This window comes from Corynebacterium tuberculostearicum (assembly GCF_030229345.1).
GTDB lineage: Bacteria > Actinomycetota > Actinomycetes > Mycobacteriales > Mycobacteriaceae > Corynebacterium > Corynebacterium tuberculostearicum_G.
This window is the reverse complement of the sequence record NZ_JASPGP010000008.1, coordinates 91907-113976: the sequence shown is the minus strand read 5'-3', so window position 1 is coordinate 113976 and position 22070 is coordinate 91907. Positions and strand designations below refer to the sequence as shown.

Here is a 22070-nt window from a genome sequence, read left to right as displayed (position 1 = left end):
GCGTTGTGCTAAGTGAAGCCCTACAGTGGGGTGAATAAAACTTAGAAGGAGCAACGCACACATGAACTCATTTAACCCGACCACTAAAACACAGGAAGCCCTGCAAGAGGCCCTGCAAACCGCCTCGTCTAATGGCAATCCGGATATCCGCCCCGCCCACCTGTTGGCGGCCATTCTTAGCCAAGAAGGCGGCATCGCCGCGCCAGTACTTAAAGCCACTGGCGTAGATCCGGATACCGTGCTCAAAGAAGCCCGCGAGCTCGTTGACTCGTATCCGCAGGCGGAGGGCGCCAATATGGCCAATCCGCAATTTAACCGCGATGGACTTAATGTCTTGACCAAGTCGCAGGAGTTGGCCGGTGAACTGGGCGATGAATTCGTCTCCACCGAGGTCCTGCTCGCCGCTATTGCTGGCTCCAAGACCGACGCCGCCGAGCTGCTTACCGGCCGCGGTGCTACTTATGACGCCATCAAGGGCGCCTTCCCCTCCGTCCGCGGTGCCGCCAAGGTGACCTCTGAGAACCCAGAGGACCAGTTCCAGGCGTTAGAAAAGTACGCCACGGACCTCACCGCGCGTGCCCGCGAGGGAAAGATTGACCCGGTCATCGGCCGTGATCAGGAAATTCGCCGCGTAGTCCAGGTGCTCAGCCGTCGCACGAAGAATAACCCGGTGCTCATTGGCGAGCCCGGCGTGGGCAAAACCGCCATCGTGGAGGGTCTAGCCCGCCGCATCGTGGCTGGCGACGTCCCCGAGTCCCTCAAGGGCAAGACCCTCATCAGCCTTGATCTAGGTTCCATGGTCGCCGGCGCGAAGTACCGCGGCGAATTCGAGGAGCGCTTGAAGGCCGTGCTTGATGAGATTAAGTCCTCCGAGGGCGAGATCATCACCTTCATCGATGAGCTGCACACCATCGTCGGCGCCGGCGCTACTGGCGACGGTTCCATGGACGCCGGCAACATGATCAAGCCCATGCTGGCCCGCGGCGAGCTGCGCCTGGTTGGCGCCACCACCTTGGACGAATATCGCAAGTACATCGAAAAGGACGCCGCCCTCGAGCGCCGCTTCCAGCAGGTTTACGCCGCCGAGCCTTCCGTGGAAGACACCATCGGCATCCTGCGTGGCTTGAAGGAGCGCTACGAGGTCCACCACGGCGTGCGCATCATGGACTCCGCGCTGGTCTCGGCCGCCGAGCTATCCAACCGCTACATCACCAACCGCTTCCTGCCGGATAAGGCCATCGACCTCGTCGATGAGGCAGGCTCCCGCCTGCGCATGGAGATCGATTCCTCCCCACAGGAAATCGACGAACTCGAGCGCATCGTTCGCCGCATGGAGATCGAAGAGCTGGCGCTGAAGAAGGAATCTGACGCCGCCTCCCAGGATCGCCTGGCCACCCTGCAGGGCGAGCTCGCGGACCAACGCGAGAAGCTCGGCGAGCTCAAGGCCCGCTGGGCTAACGAGAAGAAGGCCATCGACGATGTCCAAAACATCAAGGAAGAACTCGATGACCTGCGCCGCCAAGCTGAAATCGCCGAGCGCGACGGCGACCTCGCACTGGCCTCTGAGATCAACTACGGCAAGATCCCACCGCTGGAAAAGGATCTCGCGGCCGCGGAGGTCAAGGCCGCCGAGCAACGCAATACGATGCTCGATGAGGAGGTAAGCCCGGACACCATCGCGGAGGTCGTTTCCGCCTGGACCGGCATCCCAGCCGGCAAGATGCTACAGGGCGAGACCGAGAAGCTGCTCAACATGGAATCCGTGCTGGGCAACCGCGTGGTCGGCCAGAAGGAAGCCGTCACCGCGGTTTCGGACGCCGTGCGCCGCTCCCGCGCGGGCGTGGCCGACCCCAACCGCCCGACCGGTTCCTTCCTCTTCCTCGGCCCCACCGGTGTGGGCAAGACCGAGCTGGCGAAGGCATTGGCGGACTTCCTCTTCGACGATGAATCCGCCATGGTGCGCATCGATATGTCCGAGTACGGCGAGAAGCACTCCGTTTCCCGCCTCGTCGGTGCCCCTCCGGGATACGTCGGCCACGAAGCCGGCGGCCAACTCACCGAGGCCGTGCGCCGCCGCCCCTATACGCTCGTGCTTTTCGACGAGGTAGAAAAGGCCCACCCCGACGTCTTCGACGTCCTCCTGCAGGTCCTGGATGAAGGCCGGCTTACCGACGGCCAAGGACGCACCGTCGACTTCCGCAATACCGTCATCATCCTGACCTCCAACCTGGGCGCCGGCGGCACCCGCGAGGAGACCATGGACGCGGTGAAGAAGGCCTTCAAGCCCGAATTCATCAACCGCCTCGATGACGTAGTTATGTTCGAGCCCCTTTCTGAGGAGCTCCTGCGCGGCATCGTCGACATCCAACTGCGCGGCCTGTCCGAGCGCCTCGAAGCCCGCCGCCTGACCCTGCAGGTCTCGGATTCCGCCAAGTCCTGGCTGGCTGAGCGCGGCTACGACCCGGCCTATGGCGCCCGCCCGTTGCGCCGCACCATCCAGCAGGCCATTGGTGACAAGCTCGCCAAGAAGCTGCTGGCCGGCGATATCGTTGATGGCGACACCGTCCACGTGGACGTCGCCGATGGCGGCGCCGAACTAGACATCGCCGCCCGCTAGTCGTCCGCGCAGCGCCCGCCGCGCCAAATCCTGCTCATGCCCTTAGACTCGGGGGCATGAGCATTTTGGTCTCCCCGCAAGAACTCCGCGAATCCATTTATCACGGCGAGCGTTTCACCCTCTTGGCCACCCACTGGCAGCCGCAGCTGCGCCAGAGCTACAACGAATTTACCTCCCTGCACATCCCGACGGCGCTGTTTAGCGATACCGCCAATTCCTTCGCCGGCCTGCCCGGCTCCCAGGTAGGCCGCAACCCGCTGCCGGATCCGGATAAGCTGCAGGAGCACTTCCGCCAGTGGGGAATCCGTAAGGACCGCCCCGTCGTGGTCTATGACGAAGGCCGTGGCCTTTTCGCCGGCCGCGCGTGGTGGACCTTGCGCTGGGCCGGCCTAGAAAACGTCCGCATCCTCGACGGCGGCTTGGCCAATTGGCGACACCTGGGCTATACCACGCTGACCGGCCCCGGCAACTTCGCCGTCGGTGCCACCGCCGAGGTTAACCCGGGCCAGATGCCCGTGGCCACCATCGATGACGTGCGCAATCACGATGGCCTGCTCATCGATACCCGCACCCGCAACCGCTTCGCCGGCCGCCGCGAGAACCTCGACCTCAAGGCCGGCCACATCCCCGGCGCCGTCAACGTGCCAGAGCGCCTGTTCCACAACGATGGCCTGCGCACCTGGAAGTCCGCGGGCGAAATCCGCGAAGTGCTTTTCGACGCCGGCCTCACCCCCGACAACGTCCAAGGCGCCATCATCTACTCCGGTTCCGGCAACCACTCCGCCCTCGCCCTTGCCGCCATGGAAGACGCCGGCTTCACGGGCCTGCGCCACTATGTCGGCGGTTGGTCCCAGTGGTCCGCCAACCCCCACAACCCCGTAGAGCGCGGCGACCGCCTCACCGTCAACGGCTAATCGCCCCAGCCCGCCCCTCGCCTTCGCCCTCAGCCTCGCGCGTCCGCGCGCCGAGCGCTGAGGGCTTGCTCGTTCCTACTACTATCGTGGGGTGATGGCTTTTCTAATCCTTGCTCTCGCGGTTCTTCTCGGCATTGCCGGCGGTGCCTTGCTGCTTTACGACGGCAAACAGCGCACCTCCACCCCTACACCCTCCGCCGACGCAGACTCCAGCTCTGAGGACCCCAGCTCTGCGGATCCCACCCCCGCAGACCCCACTCCGACGGACTCTGCATCCTCCGACGCCGCACCCGAAAACACTGCCCCGGTCGAGCCTGCCGATTCGGCCTCGAGCGTGGCCCCCGAGCGCGCCCCTGCCGCTGACCCGGCCACCCCAGCCACCGAAGCAGCTGCGCCAGCTCCCGCGCCGGAACCCACACCCGAGCCCACGTCCGAGACCCCGCCCCAGCAAGAACCTGAGCCAACCGACGAACCCGAGCCGACCACCGAGCGTGAACTGGCCCCCGAACCGGATCACCAGCCGAGCCACGAGACCGCGAGCAAGCACCCCGCGCCTTCCAAGCCGCACGCCCGCCATCGGCCGGTTCTGCCAGGAACGATGCGCCGTGAGCGCCGCAATTGGGCGGAAGCCAAGGGCTTTGAATTCATGAAGGCCGACCCTTACCTCGTAGACGAATGGACCAGAGGAGTGGCCTCCACGGGCGCGGCGCCCAAAGACATTGTCGCCGGCAACGTCTACGGCCACGAGATGCTGTTGATGGATATCGATGGCGTCAACGTCATGGCCATGCGTACCGGAGCGGCCTCCGACATGGTCGTGGATTTCCGTCGCTTCGACCGCGACGACGCGAAGGCCTCCGAGGACCTGCTGTTGGCGATGACCATCGAGGGTTTCGATGTGTATTCCTCGGATAGCGCCGTGACCGAGCGCATGGTCGACGAGCGTGTGCATGTTGCCCTGCAGCAAATGCCAGAATCCGTTACCGCACTGTGGATGGAAACCGAGTGGGTCCTGGCGCAGACAACAAAGCAGGCGCGCTCCGCGGAATGGGACGCGATGCTGCCGCCTCTTGCCCTGCTTGCCGACGCCGCCCGCGTCCTCCCACCGCGTTCCTCGGCCACCCACGTGGTGCGCCTCGAGGAATTGGACCCAGCCCGCGAGATTCCCGCCCAGCCCATCGTCGAGGCCGTCGGCGGCACGCCGACCGCCGGCGCGCCCGAATTCGAACGACCCGTCATTCAACGGCCGGAGGAGCCGTTGCAGATGCCGTCTCGGGCCTACTCTGAAACCCGCGGTCCGGTCGAGCACAGCGCCCTCGGCGGCGACGAAGTAGACGCGATTGCCGACGGCCGCGAGCGCCCCACCCCCGATTCCCACACCGCCCGCCTGCCGCGCCAGCAGTTCCGCGCCGCCTCCATCTTCGACAGCCCCTCCGCCGACTCCACCACCGACGGCCCCCGCGCGGCCGACCCCAACCCAGTCGACCCCAACCCAGTCGACCCCAACCCGGCAAGCGAGTCCGCGGCCGAGGAATCGGACCCGCGCCGGGGAGAGTAGCCTAGAGTCCGATACGGGCGGCCGGCCGCCGCCCACGAATCACGACAAGGAGCAAATGACTGTGGATTCTCACACCACCAACGCCCAGAACACGCACGCCCAGAACCTGGACGCTGAGAAGAAGGCCCGCCTCGCTGAACTGGTCAAGGAACTGGCCGTCGTCCACGGCAAGGTGACCCTGTCCTCGGGCAAGGAAGCTGATTACTACGTGGATCTCCGCCGCGCTACCTTGCACCACGAGGCCTCCCGCCTCATCGGCGCCCTGCTGCGCGAGCTGACCGCAGATTGGGATTTCGCGGCCGTCGGTGGCCTGACTCTCGGCGCCGACCCGGTTGCTACCTCGATCATGCATGCCGAGGGCCGCGATATCGACGCCTTCGTCGTGCGCAAAGAAGCCAAGAAGCACGGCATGCAGCGCCGCATCGAGGGCGCCGACGTAGAAGGCAAGAAGGTCCTCGTCGTAGAGGACACCACGACCACCGGCAACTCCCCGATGACCGCCGTGGCCGCGCTGCGCGAGGCCGGCGCCGAGGTCGTGGGCGTGGCGACCGTCGTGGACCGCGAGACCGGTGCCGGCGACGTCATCGCCGCAGAAGGCCTCGAGTACCGCTCCCTGCTGGGCTTGGGCGACCTTGACCTCGCCTAACCCAGACCGCGCGGCCGACCAGGCCAAGCCGGACGAGGCCAAACCGGACGAGGCCAAGGGGCCGACCGAGTGGAACGAGGGTCGCCATGGCGTAGGCCCCTGGGAAGGTCCGCTGCCGCAAGGGCCGGAGGCCGCGAAATACGACCCAGAGCTGCTCGCCGAAGGCGACCGCCGCAACGTCGTCGACGCCTACCGTTACTGGAGTAGGGAAGCTATCAAAGAGGACATCGATAAGCGCCGGCATAGCCTGCACATCGCCATCGAGAACTTCGAAAACGATGCCAATATCGGCACCGTCGTGCGCACCGCCAACGCTTTCGCCGTCGATACCGTGCACATCGTCGGCCGCCGCCGGTGGAATCGCCGCGGGGCAATGGTCACGGATAGGTACCAGCACTTGATGCACCACGAGAGCGTCGAAAAGCTTATTGCGTGGGCGGCCGAGGAGGGCCTTACCGTCGTTGCCATCGACAACACCCCCGGTTGCGTGCCCCTGGAAACGGCCGAGCTGCCGGAGCGCAGCCTGCTGCTCTTCGGCCAGGAAGGCCCCGGCGTGACGCAAGCGGCCCAAGACGCCGCGGTGATGACCTGCTCCATCGCCCAATTTGGCTCCACCCGCTCCATCAACGCGGGTGTCGCGGCCGGCATTGCCATGCACGCCTGGATCCGCCAACACGCCGATCTGGCAAATTCCTGGTAGGAAGATCGTTACACTAGCTATATCTACCCGTGCGACTGAAGTGATTGAGGAACCGTGGAAGAAAAGTGGGCCCACCGCGCCGAACTCGCAGAGGCCGCCATCAACGAGCGCCACGCGCACTCCGTATGGGGCCTGCCGCGCACCAATCTTGCCGTGGTTAGCTGGCCGCCCACGACGAAGGAAAAGCTCTTTGTCCACTGGCACTACTGGTGGCAGGCCCACTACCTGGACTGCCTCGTTGATGCGGCGCTGCGCAATAACACCAAGGTGCGCCGCCACCGCATCTATGACACCTTGCGCGGCATTCGCATCCGCAACCTCGCGCAGCTGACCAAGAATAAGTACTACGACGACAAGGCCTGGCTCGCGCTGGCTTTCGGCCGCGTGGAGGGCCTGAAGAAGGCAAAGACGCCCAAGCGTCTCGCGGCCCTGCAGCGCAATATCCACGAAGGCCTCGATGAAACGCTTGGCGTGCTGCCGTGGCGCCTGGGCGAGAACTTCATGAACGTGCCCTCCAACGGCCCGGGCGCCATCATGCTCGCGCGGATGGGGCGCATTGAGGAAGCGCGCCGCATCGTTGACTGGATCTATGACCACCTGCTTGACGACGACGGCTACATCATGGACGGCGTCCGCATGCGCATGGACGGCCCTGAGGTGGTAAAAAACATTCACCCCTACTGCCAGGGCGTAGTGCTCGGCGCGTGCCTGGAAATCGTGCTAGCGCTGCGGGAAAAGGCTGGCGTGGGCGATTTGGAGCAGATCGACAGCGTGTACGAGGCCGAGATGGCTTCCGAGATGATGGATTACATCATCCGCATCCGGGGCTTGGTGCAGACCGTGGCTTCGGGCATGGCTACGCCTTCGGGCGTGGTGGACTGGGAGACCGGCGATGGTGACGGTGGCCTGTTTAAAGGTATTTTGATGCGCTATCTTGCCGACGTCGCGGTGCGCCTGCCCGGCGATTCCCCCGCCAACCGTGCGACGAAGAAGCTGGCCGCACGCATGGTGGTGGCCTCGGCCGAGTCGGTGTGGGAACACCGCCTCGAAGTCGACGGCCTGCCGATTTTCGGATCCGACTGGCTGTCCGATGCGCGCCTGCCGCATAACTACGGCTTCGGCCGGCGCACCATGAGTGAGAAGGTCGGCATCATTCGCGTAGATGAGCGCGATTTGTCCGTGCAGCTTTCCGGCTGGATGCTGATGGAGGCCTGCGCCCGCGTGGTGCGAAATATGGCTAAATAGCCCACGCTTGTCGGAGTGGATTGGTCCCGGAAATGACTGGGTTGAAAATGTCACATGGTTTTTGCGGCAGAAATTCCGTGAAACGGGCATACTTGGCTGTTAGAACGTGTTTGACCACAAACCCACTTTTTAAGGATGGAAACTCATGCCAATTGCAACCCCTGAGGTCTATAACGAGATGCTGGATACCGCGAAGAAGAACGGCTTCGCGTTCCCAGCAATCAACTGCACCTCATCTGAGACCATTAACGCAGCTCTGAAGGGCTTTGCTGAGGCCGAGTCCGACGGCATCATCCAGTTCTCCACCGGCGGTGCCGCTTTCGGTTCCGGCCTGGCACTGAAGGATAAGGTCAAGGGTGCTCAGGCACTGGCCGCATTCGCTCATGAGGCCGCCAAGCACTACGGCGTGAATATCGCGCTGCACACCGACCACTGCCAGAAGGAAGTACTCGATGAGTTCGTCCGCCCGCTGCTGGCCATCTCCCAGGAGCGCGTCGACCGCGGCGAGAACCCACTGTTCCAGTCCCACATGTGGGACGGCTCCGCTATTCCTATCGACGAGAACCTGGTCATCGCCCAGGAGCTGCTGGAAAAGGCTAAGAACGCGCACGTCATCCTCGAAGCCGAGATCGGCGTCGTCGGCGGCGAAGAGGACGGCGTCCAGGCCAAGGCGGGCGCTAACCTTTACACCTCCCCAGAGGACTTTGAAAAGACCATCGATGCCCTGGGCACCGGCGAGAAGGGCCGCTACCTGCTGGCCGCAACCTTCGGCAACGTTCACGGCGTCTACAAGCCAGGCAATGTGAAGCTGCGCCCAGAGGTCCTGCTCGAGGGCCAGAAGGTGGCACAGAAGAAGCTCGGCCTGGGTGAGGATGAGTACGCCTTCGACTTCGTCTTCCACGGTGGCTCCGGTTCCGAGAAGGAAAAGATCGAAGAGGCGCTGGGCTACGGCGTCATCAAGATGAACGTGGATACCGATACTCAGTACGCCTTCACCAACCCGATTGCTCGCCACATGATGACGAATTACGATGGCGTCTTCAAGATTGACGGCGAGGTTGGCAACAAGAAGGCCTACGACCCACGCTCCTACCTGAAGAAGGCAGAGCAGAGCATGTCCGAGCGCGTCATCGAGTCCTGCCAGGACCTGCACTCTGTGGGCAAGTCCATTTCCAAGTAATTGCCCTTAGCTGCTCCACACTGCTTTGAGTTGAGGCAGCCTCGTATATAGGCATGCCGAATGAGCCGCTTCCCCCGCGTGGGAGGCGGCTTTTTCGTACTTTCGGCCGGGGTGGTTCCGGGCGGGGGCTCGATGATCAGCCGGTGCAGTTAGGGGTTTTGTGTGGGGCTAGGGCTGGGGTTGTGGTTGGGGTTTGGCGGTCTAGCGGGGCTGGGGACGAAGCGTGGGGTGTTGCTCCACGGCGGTACCCAGGCGACGCGGCCATCGATGCGCACCATGCGGCCGCGCTCGGTGGGGCGGGAGGGGTCGTCTTGGTTGACGGCATTGTGGTGCGCGCACAAGGTGATCAGATTTTCTTGGTTGGTAGGCCCACCGGCGGACCAAGCAGTGAGGTGGTGGACTTGGGCGTCGTCGGCAGGCGTATTGCAGCCCGGCCACGCGCACACGGGGTGCTCGGCTGCGGCGAGCATGCGCTGTTTCCACGTGGCCATGCGCTCGGTGCGGTACAGGTTGACCGGGCCGTGCTCCGGGTGTACCAGGCTGACGTAGCCGCGCTGGGCTAAAGCGCGGGCGACGAGCTGCGCGCCGGTTATGCGGGCACCGTTGGTGAGCTGGAGGGTGATATCGGCGGCGTCGGCAGGCGCGGCGACGATGCGGTCGAGCTGGTCTAGGGTGAGGATGACGTTGGTATGCACGGCCGACAGCGCGCCGGGGTTGCCCTCGAGGAGGACCTTCTTGGCGGCGGCGAGGGGATCATCTTTGTTGACCGAGGAGAGCACGCCCTTGATATCGGCGATATCGGTGGGATCGGCCGTAATTGAGATGGTGTGGGGGCCGTCGGGGCGGCGGGTATAGCGCACGCCGGGCTCGGGGCGACGGGGCGGATTGAGCTGCTTGAGGAGCTTCTTGGCTACAGAAGGGATGAGGCGGGCCTCGGTGCGACACAGTTCTAGGCGCAAGTCCCAGGCACGGTTGGTATCGCGCACGCGGCGGGTATAGGACTCGATGCTATCGAGTGTGGCGAGGTCGTGAGCGCGGGTTCGGGCGGCGTCGCGGGCGAGGCGCTGCTTGCGGCTATTGGACGTGCGGCCGAAGTAGACGTGTTGCAGGTGGGCGAGCTGGGCAGCCAGAAGGGGGCTGGCTCCGGCCTCGAGGAGCGAGTCTTCGGAGCAGCCCTGAAATTCGGCGACGAGATCGACGCCGCGGCGGCATAACAAGAGAAATTCGGTGTTCACACGGCCGAAGCTAAAGGGGACTCGAGGGCCGAACAAGCGGTGCGCGGCCGGGGAGGGGAAAATTGTGGATAGGTGGGGGATAAGGGGGCGTCGGCAAGAGCTATCCACAAGCCAGCCGACGGCCGAGATGCGCGGGGCCGGCGGCGATGGTAAGGGCGGTCTTCTATGCTGGAGGGCATGTCGGAAGCGAAGGAAAGAGTCTCAACGCGGCAAAAGCTGCGGGTGATTGACCGCTCGGTGCTCTCGCGGGTCAACCGCATCCGCTCGCGGTTTGTCTACATCATCCAGGCGACCATTGGCGCGGCGCTCGCGTACTGGGTGGCCGGCGATGTGGTGGGGCACCCGCAGCCGTTCTTTGCGCCGATTTCTGCGGTCATCATTCTGGGGATGTCCGGTGGGGACAGGATGAAAAAGGCGCTGGAGATGTCGATTGGCGGCATCATTGGCGTGGCCGTGGGCGACCTGCTGTTCCAGATAGTGGGGCAGGGGCCGTTCCAGATTTTCTTCATTGTGGGCGCGGGCCTGGTGGTGGGCTCGTTTTTGACCAAGTCGCCGCTGGTGACCAACCAGATTGTCTTTGGCGCGATTTTGATCGCCACGATTTTCCCACCCACGGAGGGCCCGGGCGGCCTGCACCGCGCGATTGACGCGATGATTGGCTCGGGCATTGGCCTGATAACCATTGCGTTGATTCCCAATTCCCCGTTGGTGGAAGCGCGGCGCGAGGTGTCGAAGGTGCTTAAGGTTGCCTCGAGCATTCTTGCCGACGTCACTTATGGCATCCGCCACCAAGACCCCGCCGTTATCCGCGACGCACGCGAGGCGGTGCGCGGTACGCAAAATAGCGTCAATACCCTGCTGAGCGCAGCGCAATCGGGCAAGGAGGCCTCGGAGGTTTCGCCGCTGTTGTGGGCCTCACGGCGCAGCATTCGCTCGCTGGAGCGCATCCTGTTACCGGTGGATAACGCGGTCCGCGGCGTGCGCGTGCTCTCCCGCCAGGCGCTGGGCCTGACAGAGGACCGCGACAAGGTTTCGGACGAGCAGGTGGAGTTGCTCGATGAGCTTTCTGAAATCATGCTCGCGATTAGTGAGCTCTACGGCCAGGGCAAGAAGCATGGGCACGATGAGGCGATTGAAATTCCGGAACTTGTGCAGCGCCTGCGCATCGTGGGCGGGCGCGCCGGGCTGGACATCATTGACAGGGAAGGCACGCTATCGGCCTATATGATTCTGGGCCAGACGCGCTCCATCGTGGTGGACATGCTGATGGTGTGCGGGCTTTCGCGCGAGTCGGCCGTGGCGCACCTCGTGCCGACCTCGCAGCACCCGGCCTACCCGCCGGAGGTGTGGGGGCGCGAGGGCTAACGTCCTCGCGCGGAGGCAAGGGCGTCGCTTGGGGCTAAGGGCGGACGATCTGGAGATCGCGCAGGTGGCGGTAGAACGTTACGCGGGTTACCGGGCGCTTGTGGGGGACGGAATCGACGATGACGCGCAGCTGTGGGCCGCCGGCCTGGACTGCGCGGCCGGTGCTGACGGATTCGGGGTCGAGCTGGCCTGGCTTGCGCAGGAGCGAGCGCAGGCGGCCCTGCGACTCGACGGGGGAGGTGGCGCGGGCGGCGAGGATGCCGGGGGCGTCGGTCATCGGGACGAGGCGCGCGCCGAAGGTTTTGGGGGAAGTGGCGGCTAGGGTGTGGTCGTCGATGATGACTTCGCCGGTGAATGAGCCATTGGAGGCGTCGGAGATGGTGGCGGAGCCGGCGACGGCGAGGCCGGAGTCATTGCGAATGAGCGGGGCAGGGCGAACCGGAGCTGTGCGGGCGAAGTCGAGGGCCTCGGCCGAGTCGGTTGGAATCCCCCAGTTCTGCGCGGCCGCGGACGGGGCGGAGGCTGCGGCCGAGGGGACGGGGATGAAAGCGACCTCGGCCCAGAGGCGGTCGGAGCGCATGAGGCGGGTCAGCACGGCCGAAAGGGCGGCGTCGGAGCCGGCGACGACGATGCGGGCGGGCTCTACTAGGTGCGGGGCCTGTGGGGCGGGCTCGGGGGCGCCGAGGTGACGGACGTCGGGTTGCGCGGCAATGTCAACGAGCGAGGGAGTGGGGTCTGTGGGGAGGAGGGGGTTGAGGAAGGCGTCGATAAGCGCGAGCTCTTTGCGGGTAGGAATGGGGGAGAGGTCGTGGGCGTCGGCAGGCATGGCCACGCCCGGGGCGCCGCAACGGAGGAACAAAAAACGCATGCGGACAATGCTACGCGGGCTTTTTGCGGCGGGAAAGTGTAAAGTTGGAGAGTATTTTGGCTTCAATTATGAGGAAGTGACTAAACAATGGCAGCGATCGTCATTGTCGGCGCCCAGTGGGGCGACGAAGGCAAGGGCAAAGCGACCGACATCCTCGGCGGCAAGGTTGACTACGTGGTCAAGCCGAACGGCGGTAATAACGCCGGCCATACCGTCGTGGTAGGCGGCGAAAAATACGAGCTGAAGCTCCTGCCGGCCGGCATTTTGTCCGAGAACGCCACCCCGGTGCTGGGCAATGGCGTAGTGATTAACCTTGAGGCGCTCTTTGATGAGATTGATGGCCTTGAGGCCCGCGGTGCGAACGCCTCGCGCCTGAAGATTTCCGCCAATGCGCACCTGGTGGCGCCGTACCACCAGACCCTGGACCGCGTGCAGGAGCGCTTCCTGGGCAAGCGCGCTATCGGCACCACCGGCCGCGGCATTGGCCCGACCTACGCCGATAAGGTTGCGCGCATTGGCATCCGCGTGCAGGACATCTTTGATGAGTCCATCCTGCGCCAGAAGGTGGAATCCGCGCTGGATATTAAGAACCAGATGCTGGTGAAGATGTACAACCGCAAGGCCATCGAGGCGGACCAGATTGTGGAGTACTTCCTGAGCTACCGCGACCGCCTGCGCCCGATGGTTATCGACGCCGAGCTGGAGCTCAACCAGGCCCTCGAGGCCGGCAAGCACGTGCTCATGGAGGGCGGCCAGGCCACCATGCTCGACGTCGACCACGGCACCTACCCGTTCGTGACCTCGTCTAACCCGACGGCCGGTGGTGCTTCCGTGGGCTCCGGCATTGGCCCAACGCGCATCAAGACCTCGCTGGGCATCATCAAGGCTTATACCACCCGCGTGGGTGCCGGCCCGTTCCCCACCGAGCTCTTTGATAAGTGGGGCGAGTACCTGCAGACCACCGGTGGCGAGATTGGTGTGAACACCGGCCGCAAGCGCCGTTGTGGTTGGTACGACTCCGTTGTTGCGCGCTATGCCACCCGCGTTAACGGCTTTACCGATTACTTCTTGACCAAGCTGGACGTTCTTACCGGCATCGGCGAGATCCCGATCTGCGTGGCTTACGACGTCGACGGCAAGCGCTACGACGAGCTGCCGCTTACCCAGTCCGAATTCCACCACGCCGAACCCATCTTCGAGACCATGCCGGCCTGGGATGAGGACATCACGGAGTGCTCCACCTTTGAGGAGCTGCCGCAGAAGGCGCAGGATTACGTCCTGCGCTTGGAAGAGCTGTCTGGCTGCCGAATCTCCTATATCGGCGTTGGTCCGGGCCGCGACCAGACCATCATTCGTCATGATGTGATGGAAGACCAGTAAGGCCGTAGTCCTTATTAGTGTGGTGTGAGAGCCCCACTCTCTAGCACAGCTGAACTGGCTCTCTGAACGATGCTTCTTCTAGCCCTCCAAGCAGAAAACAAAGGTTGCTAACCCTATCCAGCTCTTGGTCCCTTTAAGGGCTTTAGCCCTAATTGAGCGAAAGCGCCCGTGACCCGTCATTGAGACGGAGCACGGGCGCTGCGGTGTTTCAGCGTACCTTAACCGCACACAAGGCCATGGCATGGTGAATTAAGGTGTTCTCTGTTGAATGTAACTAGACCCTAAGCTAAAGTTAAGATTGCTTTAAGTACAGAGAGTTTTCAGTTTTCGCGGGCCCTATTCCCGCGTATCACTACACAGGGAGTTACTTCAAGGATTATCAAGCTTTTGAGCGGCCTGCTAGCTACGATTATGGGCTTCTTCGGCCTGGGCGCCCCGGCGCAGGAGGCTGCGCCGGCACCTGAGCAGGAGCAGGTTGCTGTTGCTGAGCAGGGTAACAACGACGATGTGCAGGCTCTTATCGACGCCGCCCATGCCGAAGTCGGCTACGACTTCATCAGCGTCCGCTATGAAGGCGACACCGCCCATATTGCCCTGAACCCGGAGACCTACAACCCGGACAAGGATGGCGATACTTTTGAGGCAGTTTCCCAGCTTCTGCAGGAGAAGGGCTACGAGGTTACTGCCGTTCTCTAAGGCCTAATCTATTCCAGGATCCGCACTGCGGCCTCGGTAAAGCATCCGCTTGCCGACGCCCGTGCGGATTTTTCTTTGCTTAATTCTCCCTCAGTCCCTATTCGGGGCTCTAAGTGTGATTGTGGCCACCCTGGGTAGAGTTTTCGCTCACATATACCTTTTTGAAGGTGAATGGCAACAGCGTTAAGGATTGCGGCAGCTCCATCGAGTCGAATGTATGTGTATCCTGTCGAACTCTCTCCAGCCACTCCTGTAACACCATCTTTCTGTGGGTAATTCTGGAGTAATGCGATGAAATTGCATGCAAGCCGCCCTCTTAAATTTGCGTAAGATTAGATAAAACGCAGCGTACGGAAGTGTTTACATGAGTTTCGTTAAAACCAATCTTAGTATTGATTAAGCCATTGACGCAGCGCTCCGGCCTTAAGGGGTGCTTAGAATACATCGAACATATGTATTTAACACTGGCTTGTCCGTAAAAATAAGTACGTCTACCTGCGGTTAAAGAATTGGAAATTCTGCATAACGTGGGTTTTTATAAAGCTTTCTGGCTGGCGCCTTAAATTTTCCCGTGATATTATCCTGAGAGCACAATAAGAGTTAATCCTAATTCGGGTTCAAAACCCTGATTAACCGCAGTGTGTTCAAGTCTCAATTTCAGGTTCTGTTCAGTGAAAACACTCGCTGTACAGGAAAACGAATGTAAGTATTTGTACCGCTCGAAGAGGAAAGAATGAGTAGATTAAGAAATATATCCCGAGAGGGGTGGATGGTCTTTACCGCAGTGCTTGCTGCAATTGCGGTAATTGCGGCCATGGTCACCGTTCCGGGCGGCAAGGCGGAGGCCGCTGAGCCTACCGATTTCAAGCCGAACTATAATATCGGAGCCGAATCCCAAAAGGCTGCCGGCGATAATAGTTGGGGGCCACTTGTTTGGGCTGGTGTGCCGCCTAAAGGCGTAAATAACAAGCACGACGACAATGACGTTGGATGGGCTTGGTGTATCGACTTTAATATTGGCGACCCAATGTTGAAGGGTGGTAGCTACAAGAAGTCAACGGCCGGTTCGGTACAGTTCGATGATCCGAAATATCAGGATGCTGCCATTGGCTTGGCTATTAAGCTCCGTGATGCTACAGAGGCTGGCCAGCGAGATCTAACTGTTAAATACGCGGTGTACCTGAGCGCCATCCTCTCGGACAATACGGGCAGGGAAGCTGCAATCGAGATTATTCAGGGTCAGGGCCGATATGGTGATGCAAATACGGGCGACCGATTTGCAAACTTTTCGGGAAATCCGCAAGAGTTTACTGAGCTTACGGGCCTTCGTATCGTAAAGGCGAGTGGTACCAAGCTGGAAGACCAGTTTGAAGTAGACCCCACGGTCGAAATTCCGTCCCAGCCGAAGGATGCCTTTATCACCATTGTGGGTCCTAACGGTATTTATGACGTTCGTTCTGACGGTGGTCAGCGTGTAATCCCGGTTGACCAGCCTGGTTTGCCGGATACTCCGAACAACGGCGGAGGCTCTGAAGAGCCGACTACTTCTCCAGAGAATCCAGATACTGAGGAGAACACGACCGAAGAGACTACCTCTGAGAATCCGGGGGAAGAGACTTCTTCTACCGAGACGACTACGGATTCTGAGCCGTCTAACACTGATGAGACTACTCCGAAGGAGTCCACTACTGAACCGACCTCTCCCGACGAGACTACCAAGGTGACCGAGCCGACCGCTCCGGTTCCTGGTACTGAAGAGCAGGAGAAGGATCTTAATCCGGAGATTAAGACGGAGGCCAAGATCAAGGATGGCAACCGTGTAGAGAAGGGCGCCACGGTTATTGACACTGTGACGTATGAGGACCTTGTTCCGGGTAAGAAGTACACCCTGAAGGCAAAGCTGATCTCCAAGAAGGATGGCGAAACCGTACTGGGTGAAGGCTCTGCGGAACTGACTCCGAAGGAGCCCACCGGTGAACAGCAGGTTGAGATCACCGTCAACGAGAAGGCAGATCCTGCTGTTGACGCTGCGGTTGCCTTCGAGAAGCTTGTATCTACCGAGGTAGACAAGGATGGCAACGAGACCCCTGGCTCCACCGATGAGAACGAGATTGCTACTCACGAAGACATCAACGATGAGAAGCAGACCGTTAAGACCACTGACTGGAATCCGTCTATCCACACCAACGCTAAGTTTGACAACGCTAAGCAGGTAAAGGCTGGCGTTACCGTCAAGGACACCGTTACCTACACCGACTTGGTGCCGGGTAAGGAATACACCCTGAAGGCTGAGCTGCATAACAAGGCTCAGAATGACAAGGGTGAGCACGAGGTCGTCGGCAAGGGCGATGTAACCTTCACCCCGGAGAAGTCTGCCGGTGAGCAGGTCGTTGACATCAAGGTCAACGACGATGTTAAGGGCGTCATCAAGGCAGCCGTCGCATTCGAGGACCTCTACTCCAAGGAGGTCGATGAGAACGGTAAGGAAACTCCGAACTCTGATGAAGAGAAGAAGATTACCGATCACCGCGACATCGATGATGAGGATCAGACTGTAACCTCCGAGATGGAGCCATCCATCGGCACCAAGGCTGAGAAGGCTAAGGGCGATGAGATCAAGGCTGGCACCGTCATTACCGATAAGGTTAAGTACAACGACCTGGTTGCTGGCAAGAAATACACTCTGAATGCAGAGCTGCGTTCCAAGGTCAAGGACGAGACCACTGGTGACTACCCGGTAATCGGCCACGGTGAAAAGACCTTCGTACCTTCTGCTTCTAAGGGCGAGGTAGAGGTTGAGATCACCGTTGATGAGGGTGTTACCGAGGCCGTTGATGAGGCAGTTGCTTTCGAGTACCTGACCTCCACTGCTGTTAACAAGGACGGCGAGGATTCCACCACTGGTAAGAAGAATGACATCGCTGAGCACACCAATATCGAGGACAAGGCTCAGACTGTAAAGTCTGACAAGCCTTCCGAGACCACCACTCCGTCTACGACTACGACTGACGTCGTGCCGGGTGAGCCTGGTGACGGTGGCGAGGGCGAAACCTCTACGCCTTCTTCCTCTGAGGACTCTTCTACCCCGAAGACTAGCGAGACCTGCGAGTCTGAGGAGCCGGGTGACTCTGAGAGCGAGCAGCCTTCCGAGTCTGAGGAACCGTCTGAGTCTGAGTCCAGCGAGCCTTCTGAGTCCGAGTCTGTAGAGACCGAGTCTTCTGAGGCTTCCGAGACCTCTGAGTCTGACGAGCCTTCGGATTGTGGTTCGACTACTCCGGAGAAGCCGACCGAGCCTTCTGAGTCGACCGAGCCTAATGAGCCGGGTACCCCTGACACCCCTGGTGGCGACGACGAGAAGGACACTCCGAAGATCTCCACCAACGCTGACTTTGATAATGGTTCCAACGAGGTAATCGCTGGCGCTAAGGTCAACGACACTGTTGAGTTCCACAACTTGGTTCCGAATAAGGAATACACCCTGAATGCCGAGCTCATCTCCAAGGTGGATGGCAAGTCCGTCCTGGGCTCCGGTGAAAAGACTTTCACTGCGGAGACTGCTGACGGCGAGGTAGTTGTTGAGATCACCGTTTCTAATGACGTGAAGGAGCCGGTTCAGGCTGCGGTTGCGTTCGAGGAACTGACCTCTACCGATGTCAATGACAAGGGTGAGGACACTCCGGATGCAACTCCGGAGGAGCCGAACCACATTGCTGAGCACAAGCAAATCGAAGACAAGGACCAGACCGTAACCTCCAAGCCGCGCATTTCTACCAATGCGGACTTTGCAAACGGCTCCAAGGAAGTTGTTGCTGGTGCTACGGTCATCGACACTGTCGATTACTTCAACCTGATTCCGGGTAAGCAGTACAAGCTCAATGCTGAACTGATTTCCAAGGAAGACGGCAAGACCGTTCTGGGCAAGGGCGAGGCTACTGTTAAGCCTGAGTCCGCTAATGGTCAGGCCGAGGTTGAGATCACTGTTTCTGACGACGTGAAGGAGCCGGTTGAGGCTGCGGTTGCGTTCGAGGAACTGACCTCTACCGATGTCAATGACAAGGGTGAGGACACCCCTGACAATGACAAGCCGAACGACATCGCTGAGCACAAGGACATCAACGACAAGAACCAGACCGTAACCTCCCACAAGAACGCGATTGTTTCTACCAACGCGGACTTCGAGGGCGATCTGCGTGAGGTTGTTGCAGGTGCCGAGATTGTGGACCAGGTTTCCTACGAGGGTCTGGTTCCGGGTAAGGAATACTCCCTGGATGCCCAGCTGATTTCCAAGGAGGACGGCAAGACCGTTCTGGGTGAGACCAAGGGTCATACCTTCACCCCGGATGAGGCTGACGGTACCGAGGCTGTCACCATCACCGTCAACGATGATGTGACCGAGCCGGTTGAGGCTGCGGTTGCCTTCGAGACGCTGACTTCCAAGGTTGTCAACGACAAGGGTGAGGACACCCCTGACAATGACAAGCCGAACGATATCGGTGAGCACAAGGACATCGAAGACGAGGATCAGACCGTAACCTCCGAGGATGAGTCGGAGACCTCTACTCCGGAGACCACCACCACCCCGAAGGACGACGTCCCAGGTACGCCTGATGACGGCGACAAGACTTGTGAGTCTGAGGAGCCGGGTGACTCTGAGAGCGAGCAGCCTTCCGAGTCTGAGGAACCGTCTGAGTCTGAGTCCAGCGAGCCTTCTGAGTCCGAGTCTGTAGAGACCACGTCTTCTGAAGCTTCCGAGACCTCTGAGTCTGACGAGCCTTCGGATTGTGGTTCGACTACTCCGGAGAAGCCGACCGAGCCTTCTAAGTCGACTGAGCCTAACGAGCCGGGTACCCCGGGCACCCCTGGTGACAACAACGAGAAGGACACCCCGAAGGTTTCCACTAACGCGGACTTCGAGGGCGGCCTGCGTGAGGTTGTTGCTGGTGCCAAGGTTGTGGACCAGGTTTCCTACGAGGGTCTGGTTCCGGGCAAGGAATACACTCTGGATGCCCAGCTGATTTCCAAGGAGGACGGCAAGACCGTTCTTGGCGAGACCAAGGGTCACAAGTTCACCCCGGATGAGGCTGACGGTACTGAGGCTGTCACCATCGTTGTCGATGACAGCGTGACTGAGCCGGTTGAGGCTGCGGTTGCCTTCGAGACGCTGACTTCCACCCAGGTGGATAAGCATGGTGAGGACAACCCGACCGATGAGGACAACCCGAACCCGGTTGGTGAGCACAAGGACATCAATGACGATGACCAGACTGTGACCTCCGAGGATTCTGAGAAGACTCCGAAGATCACCACTAACGCGGACTTCGAGGGCGGCCTGCGTGAGGTTGTTGCTGGTGCCAAGGTTGTGGACCAGGTTTCCTACGAGGGTCTGGTTCCGGGCAAGGAATACACTCTGGATGCTCAGCTGATTTCCAAGGAGGACGGCAAGACCGTTCTTGGCGAGACCAAGGGTCACAAGTTCACCCCGGAGAGCGCTAATGGCACTGAGGCTGTCACCATCGTTGTCGATGACAGCGTGACTGAGCCGGTTGAGGCTGCGGTTGCCTTCGAGACGCTGACTTCCACCCAGGTGGATAAGCATGGTGAGGACAACCCGACCGATGAGGACAACCCGAACCCGGTTGGTGAGCACAAGGACATCAATGACGATGACCAGACTGTGACCACCGAGGATTCTGAGAAGACTCCGAAGATCACCACCAACGCTGACTTCGAGAAGGGTTCCCACGCTGTTGTTGCTGGTGCCAAGATTGTTGATGAGGTTTCCTACGAGGGTCTGGTTCCGGGTAAGGAATACACCCTGAAGGCTGAACTCATTAACAAGAAGGACGGCAAGTCTGTTCTGGGTACCGGTGAAGCTACCTTCACCCCGAAGAAGTCCAAGGGCATGGAGCCTGTCACCATCACCGTTAACGATGATGTGAAGGAGCCTGTCCAGGCTGCGGTTGCCTTCGAGGAGCTCACCTCCACTGAGGTCAACGACAAGGGTGAGGACACCCCGGATGTAACTCCGGAGAAGCCGAACCACATTGCTGAGCACAAGGACATCAACGATGAGGATCAGACCGTAATCTCCCACGAGGTTCACGATCAGGACACCCCAGGCGGTTCTTCGGATGGTTCCTCTAACGGTTCTTCCCATGGTTCCTCCAAGGGCAAGACTCCGTGGTGGCTCATCCTGATTCCGGGTATCGGCCTGGGCAAGATCATCAAGGATCACCACGACCACAATGACCACGGCAGCCACAACGGTGGCCACGGTGACAACACCGGTAACCACGATGGTGGCAACGGTAAGCACACCGACGGCCACAATGGCGGCAATGGTCACGAGGACAAGGGTCAGGATGTTCCTCAGGGCGGCAACTCTGACAATGGCCACGGCCGCAGCGTCGAGGTTCAGGGTCAGCAACCTGAAGAGACTGGCAACGCACTGCCATCCAACGCCGACCGCGTTGAGATTAAGTCCGTACCGTCCGGCGCAACCGAGCTTGAGCCGGGTATGCAGGATTACATCAAGTAGTCCATAAGCATCGGTGAGGCGGCCCGCGGGTCGCCCCACCGGGGTTGAGACTTAAACACCAAAAATCCCCTCCAGGGTGTGACTGCACACGCTGGAGGGGATTTGCATATAACCTGCACAAGGTAGACAAAACGAGGAAGTAGAGGAAGCTAGCTATGGGAAAGCACGCGCAACCACAGCAGCCGGAAGACAATGGAATGTCGCAGTATCCGGCGAGTGGGGAAGAAGGGGGCGTCGGCAAGCGGGGCATGGGCCGTGGCAAGCTGATCGCTATTATCGCGGCCATCATTGCGGTGGCGTTGGTCTTGCTGCAGGTAGTGCTGTACCTGGCGCGCGATGATGAGGATGAGGCGGGTTCGGCGCCGGAGACGGTGGCCAGCGAGAGCGCGCCGGAGGAATCCGGGCCGAAGTCCGATGCCTTCGTGGATGATTCGGGCCAGCAGGAACACGAGTATGAGGCCGCGCCTGGTGAGTTCAAGGGCTTTGAGGGCATGTCCGTGGGCATCGATGGCGAGTACGCGGCCGTGGACCCCGTGCAGGTCACGGACCAGGGCGTGCTGTTGCCGCCACACGACGTCACTCGCGTGGGGTGGTACTCCGCCTCCGCAGTGCCGGGTGAGCCGGGCAATGTGGGCTCGAGTGTGATTACCGGCCACATTAACTACCAGGGCCAGGGCACTGGTTATGCGGAGAAGTTCACGAAGCTGAAGAAGGACCAGGAATTTACCGTGGTCATCGACGGCCAGGAGCGCACCTTCCGCGTGACCGAGGCGCCGTACCGCCTGCCTAAGGGGTCCGGATTCCCGGATGTGGTCAACGATAAGGAAGGCGAGAACCGTCTGGTTCTCATTACCTGTGGCGGCCAGTTCGTTGGTGGCGCGCTGGGTTATGAGGACAACATCATTACCGTGGCGGAGCCGGTAGGCGAGCCAGAGCAGCCCGCCGAGCAGCCGGCAGGGGAGGCTCCGGCCGAAGCCCCAGCCGAGGCACCGGCTGAGGCACCTGCAGCCTAGGCTGAACCTTTTAAGGCGCCCTGTGGAATTGCCCACAGGGCGCCTTCGCCTATCCGGCTCACCTGGCATGTAGGTGGTGGGGTTGGGGCCTAAATATGAAATAATTTAAGGCAGT

14 protein-coding genes are annotated in these 22070 nt (G+C 60.8%); 12 read left to right on the top strand and 2 right to left on the bottom strand.

The annotated features are described in order from the left end of the window. Positions 1-61: 61 nt before the first annotated feature. The 7 genes from clpB (at position 62) to fbaA (ending at position 8860) form a co-directional block, all read left to right on the top strand. Positions 62-2617, top strand: coding sequence for an ATP-dependent chaperone ClpB (gene clpB, locus QP884_RS07160; RefSeq protein ID WP_284821509.1), 2556 nt, complete (start codon positions 62-64; stop codon positions 2615-2617). A 56-nt stretch (positions 2618-2673) separates the two neighbouring features. Continuing rightward, positions 2674-3531 carry a sulfurtransferase gene (locus QP884_RS07155; RefSeq protein ID WP_284821508.1) on the top strand — a complete coding sequence of 286 codons (858 nt, stop codon included), beginning with the start codon at positions 2674-2676 and terminating at the stop codon, positions 3529-3531. A gap of 94 nt (positions 3532-3625) precedes the next feature. Continuing rightward, positions 3626-5089 (top strand): hypothetical protein, encoded by a 1464-nt coding sequence (locus QP884_RS07150; protein WP_284821507.1) that lies wholly within the window; start codon positions 3626-3628, stop codon positions 5087-5089. A gap of 55 nt (positions 5090-5144) precedes the next feature. Then, positions 5145-5735, top strand: a complete 591-nt coding sequence (gene pyrE / locus QP884_RS07145; RefSeq protein WP_284821506.1) for an orotate phosphoribosyltransferase — start codon at positions 5145-5147, stop codon at positions 5733-5735. After that, positions 5722-6435 (top strand): TrmH family RNA methyltransferase, encoded by a 714-nt coding sequence (locus tag QP884_RS07140; RefSeq protein WP_284821505.1) that lies wholly within the window; start codon positions 5722-5724, stop codon positions 6433-6435. The genes pyrE and QP884_RS07140 overlap by 14 nt, the downstream gene beginning before the upstream one ends. 54 nt (positions 6436-6489) lie before the next feature. Continuing rightward, entirely contained in the window at positions 6490-7680 is a 1191-nt protein-coding gene (locus QP884_RS07135) for a glycoside hydrolase family 76 protein (protein WP_239283216.1), read from the top strand. Positions 7681-7825: 145 nt separating this feature from the next. After that, positions 7826-8860 (top strand): class II fructose-bisphosphate aldolase, encoded by a 1035-nt coding sequence (fbaA, locus tag QP884_RS07130; protein ID WP_005329326.1) that lies wholly within the window; start codon positions 7826-7828, stop codon positions 8858-8860. 149 nt (positions 8861-9009) lie between these two features. On the opposite strand, the gene QP884_RS07125 is transcribed toward fbaA, so the two are convergent. Beyond that, positions 9010-10095, bottom strand: a complete 1086-nt coding sequence (locus tag QP884_RS07125; RefSeq protein WP_284821504.1) for an HNH endonuclease signature motif containing protein — start codon at positions 10093-10095, stop codon at positions 9010-9012. Positions 10096-10260: 165 nt separating this feature from the next. On the opposite strand from QP884_RS07125, the gene QP884_RS07120 reads away from it, so the two are divergent. Next, positions 10261-11460 (top strand): FUSC family protein, encoded by a 1200-nt coding sequence (locus QP884_RS07120; RefSeq protein WP_284821503.1) that lies wholly within the window; start codon positions 10261-10263, stop codon positions 11458-11460. A gap of 34 nt (positions 11461-11494) precedes the next feature. Here QP884_RS07120 and QP884_RS07115 read toward each other — a convergent pair whose 3' ends face one another. Next, a complete protein-coding gene (locus tag QP884_RS07115) occupies positions 11495-12328 on the bottom strand; it encodes a hypothetical protein (protein WP_284821502.1) in 834 nt (277 codons plus the stop codon). An 87-nt stretch (positions 12329-12415) separates the two neighbouring features. Here QP884_RS07115 and QP884_RS07110 point away from each other — a divergent pair, with 87 nt between their 5' ends. The 4 genes from QP884_RS07110 (at position 12416) to QP884_RS07095 (ending at position 21955) form a co-directional block, all read left to right on the top strand. Continuing rightward, complete coding sequence (locus tag QP884_RS07110; RefSeq protein ID WP_005325555.1) at positions 12416-13708, top strand: adenylosuccinate synthase; 1293 nt, start codon at positions 12416-12418, stop codon at positions 13706-13708. A gap of 387 nt (positions 13709-14095) precedes the next feature. Then, positions 14096-14404, top strand: coding sequence for a malonyl-CoA-ACP transacylase (locus tag QP884_RS07105; protein ID WP_284821501.1), 309 nt, complete (start codon positions 14096-14098; stop codon positions 14402-14404). A gap of 769 nt (positions 14405-15173) precedes the next feature. Continuing rightward, entirely contained in the window at positions 15174-20942 is a 5769-nt protein-coding gene (locus QP884_RS07100; protein WP_284821500.1) for a VaFE repeat-containing surface-anchored protein, read from the top strand. 155 nt (positions 20943-21097) lie between these two features. Further along, the gene (locus tag QP884_RS07095) at positions 21098-21955 is read left to right on the top strand and encodes a class F sortase (protein ID WP_284821499.1); all 858 of its coding nucleotides are present in this window, start codon (positions 21098-21100) and stop codon (positions 21953-21955) included. Positions 21956-22070: the final 115 nt, after the last annotated feature.

Coding starts and splice junctions, on each gene's coding strand:
- pyrE (WP_284821506.1), top strand. CDS start 5,145: ATGACTGTGGATTCTCACACCACCAACGCCCAGAACACGCACGCCCAG.
- QP884_RS07155 (WP_284821508.1), top strand. CDS start 2,674: ATGAGCATTTTGGTCTCCCCGCAAGAACTCCGCGAATCCATTTATCAC.
- QP884_RS07095 (WP_284821499.1), top strand. CDS start 21,098: ATGGGAAAGCACGCGCAACCACAGCAGCCGGAAGACAATGGAATGTCG.
- QP884_RS07115 (WP_284821502.1), bottom strand. CDS start 12,328: ATGCGTTTTTTGTTCCTCCGTTGCGGCGCCCCGGGCGTGGCCATGCCT.
- QP884_RS07110 (WP_005325555.1), top strand. CDS start 12,416: ATGGCAGCGATCGTCATTGTCGGCGCCCAGTGGGGCGACGAAGGCAAG.
- QP884_RS07150 (WP_284821507.1), top strand. CDS start 3,626: ATGGCTTTTCTAATCCTTGCTCTCGCGGTTCTTCTCGGCATTGCCGGC.
- QP884_RS07100 (WP_284821500.1), top strand. CDS start 15,174: ATGGTCTTTACCGCAGTGCTTGCTGCAATTGCGGTAATTGCGGCCATG.
- QP884_RS07120 (WP_284821503.1), top strand. CDS start 10,261: ATGCTGGAGGGCATGTCGGAAGCGAAGGAAAGAGTCTCAACGCGGCAA.
- clpB (WP_284821509.1), top strand. CDS start 62: ATGAACTCATTTAACCCGACCACTAAAACACAGGAAGCCCTGCAAGAG.
- fbaA (WP_005329326.1), top strand. CDS start 7,826: ATGCCAATTGCAACCCCTGAGGTCTATAACGAGATGCTGGATACCGCG.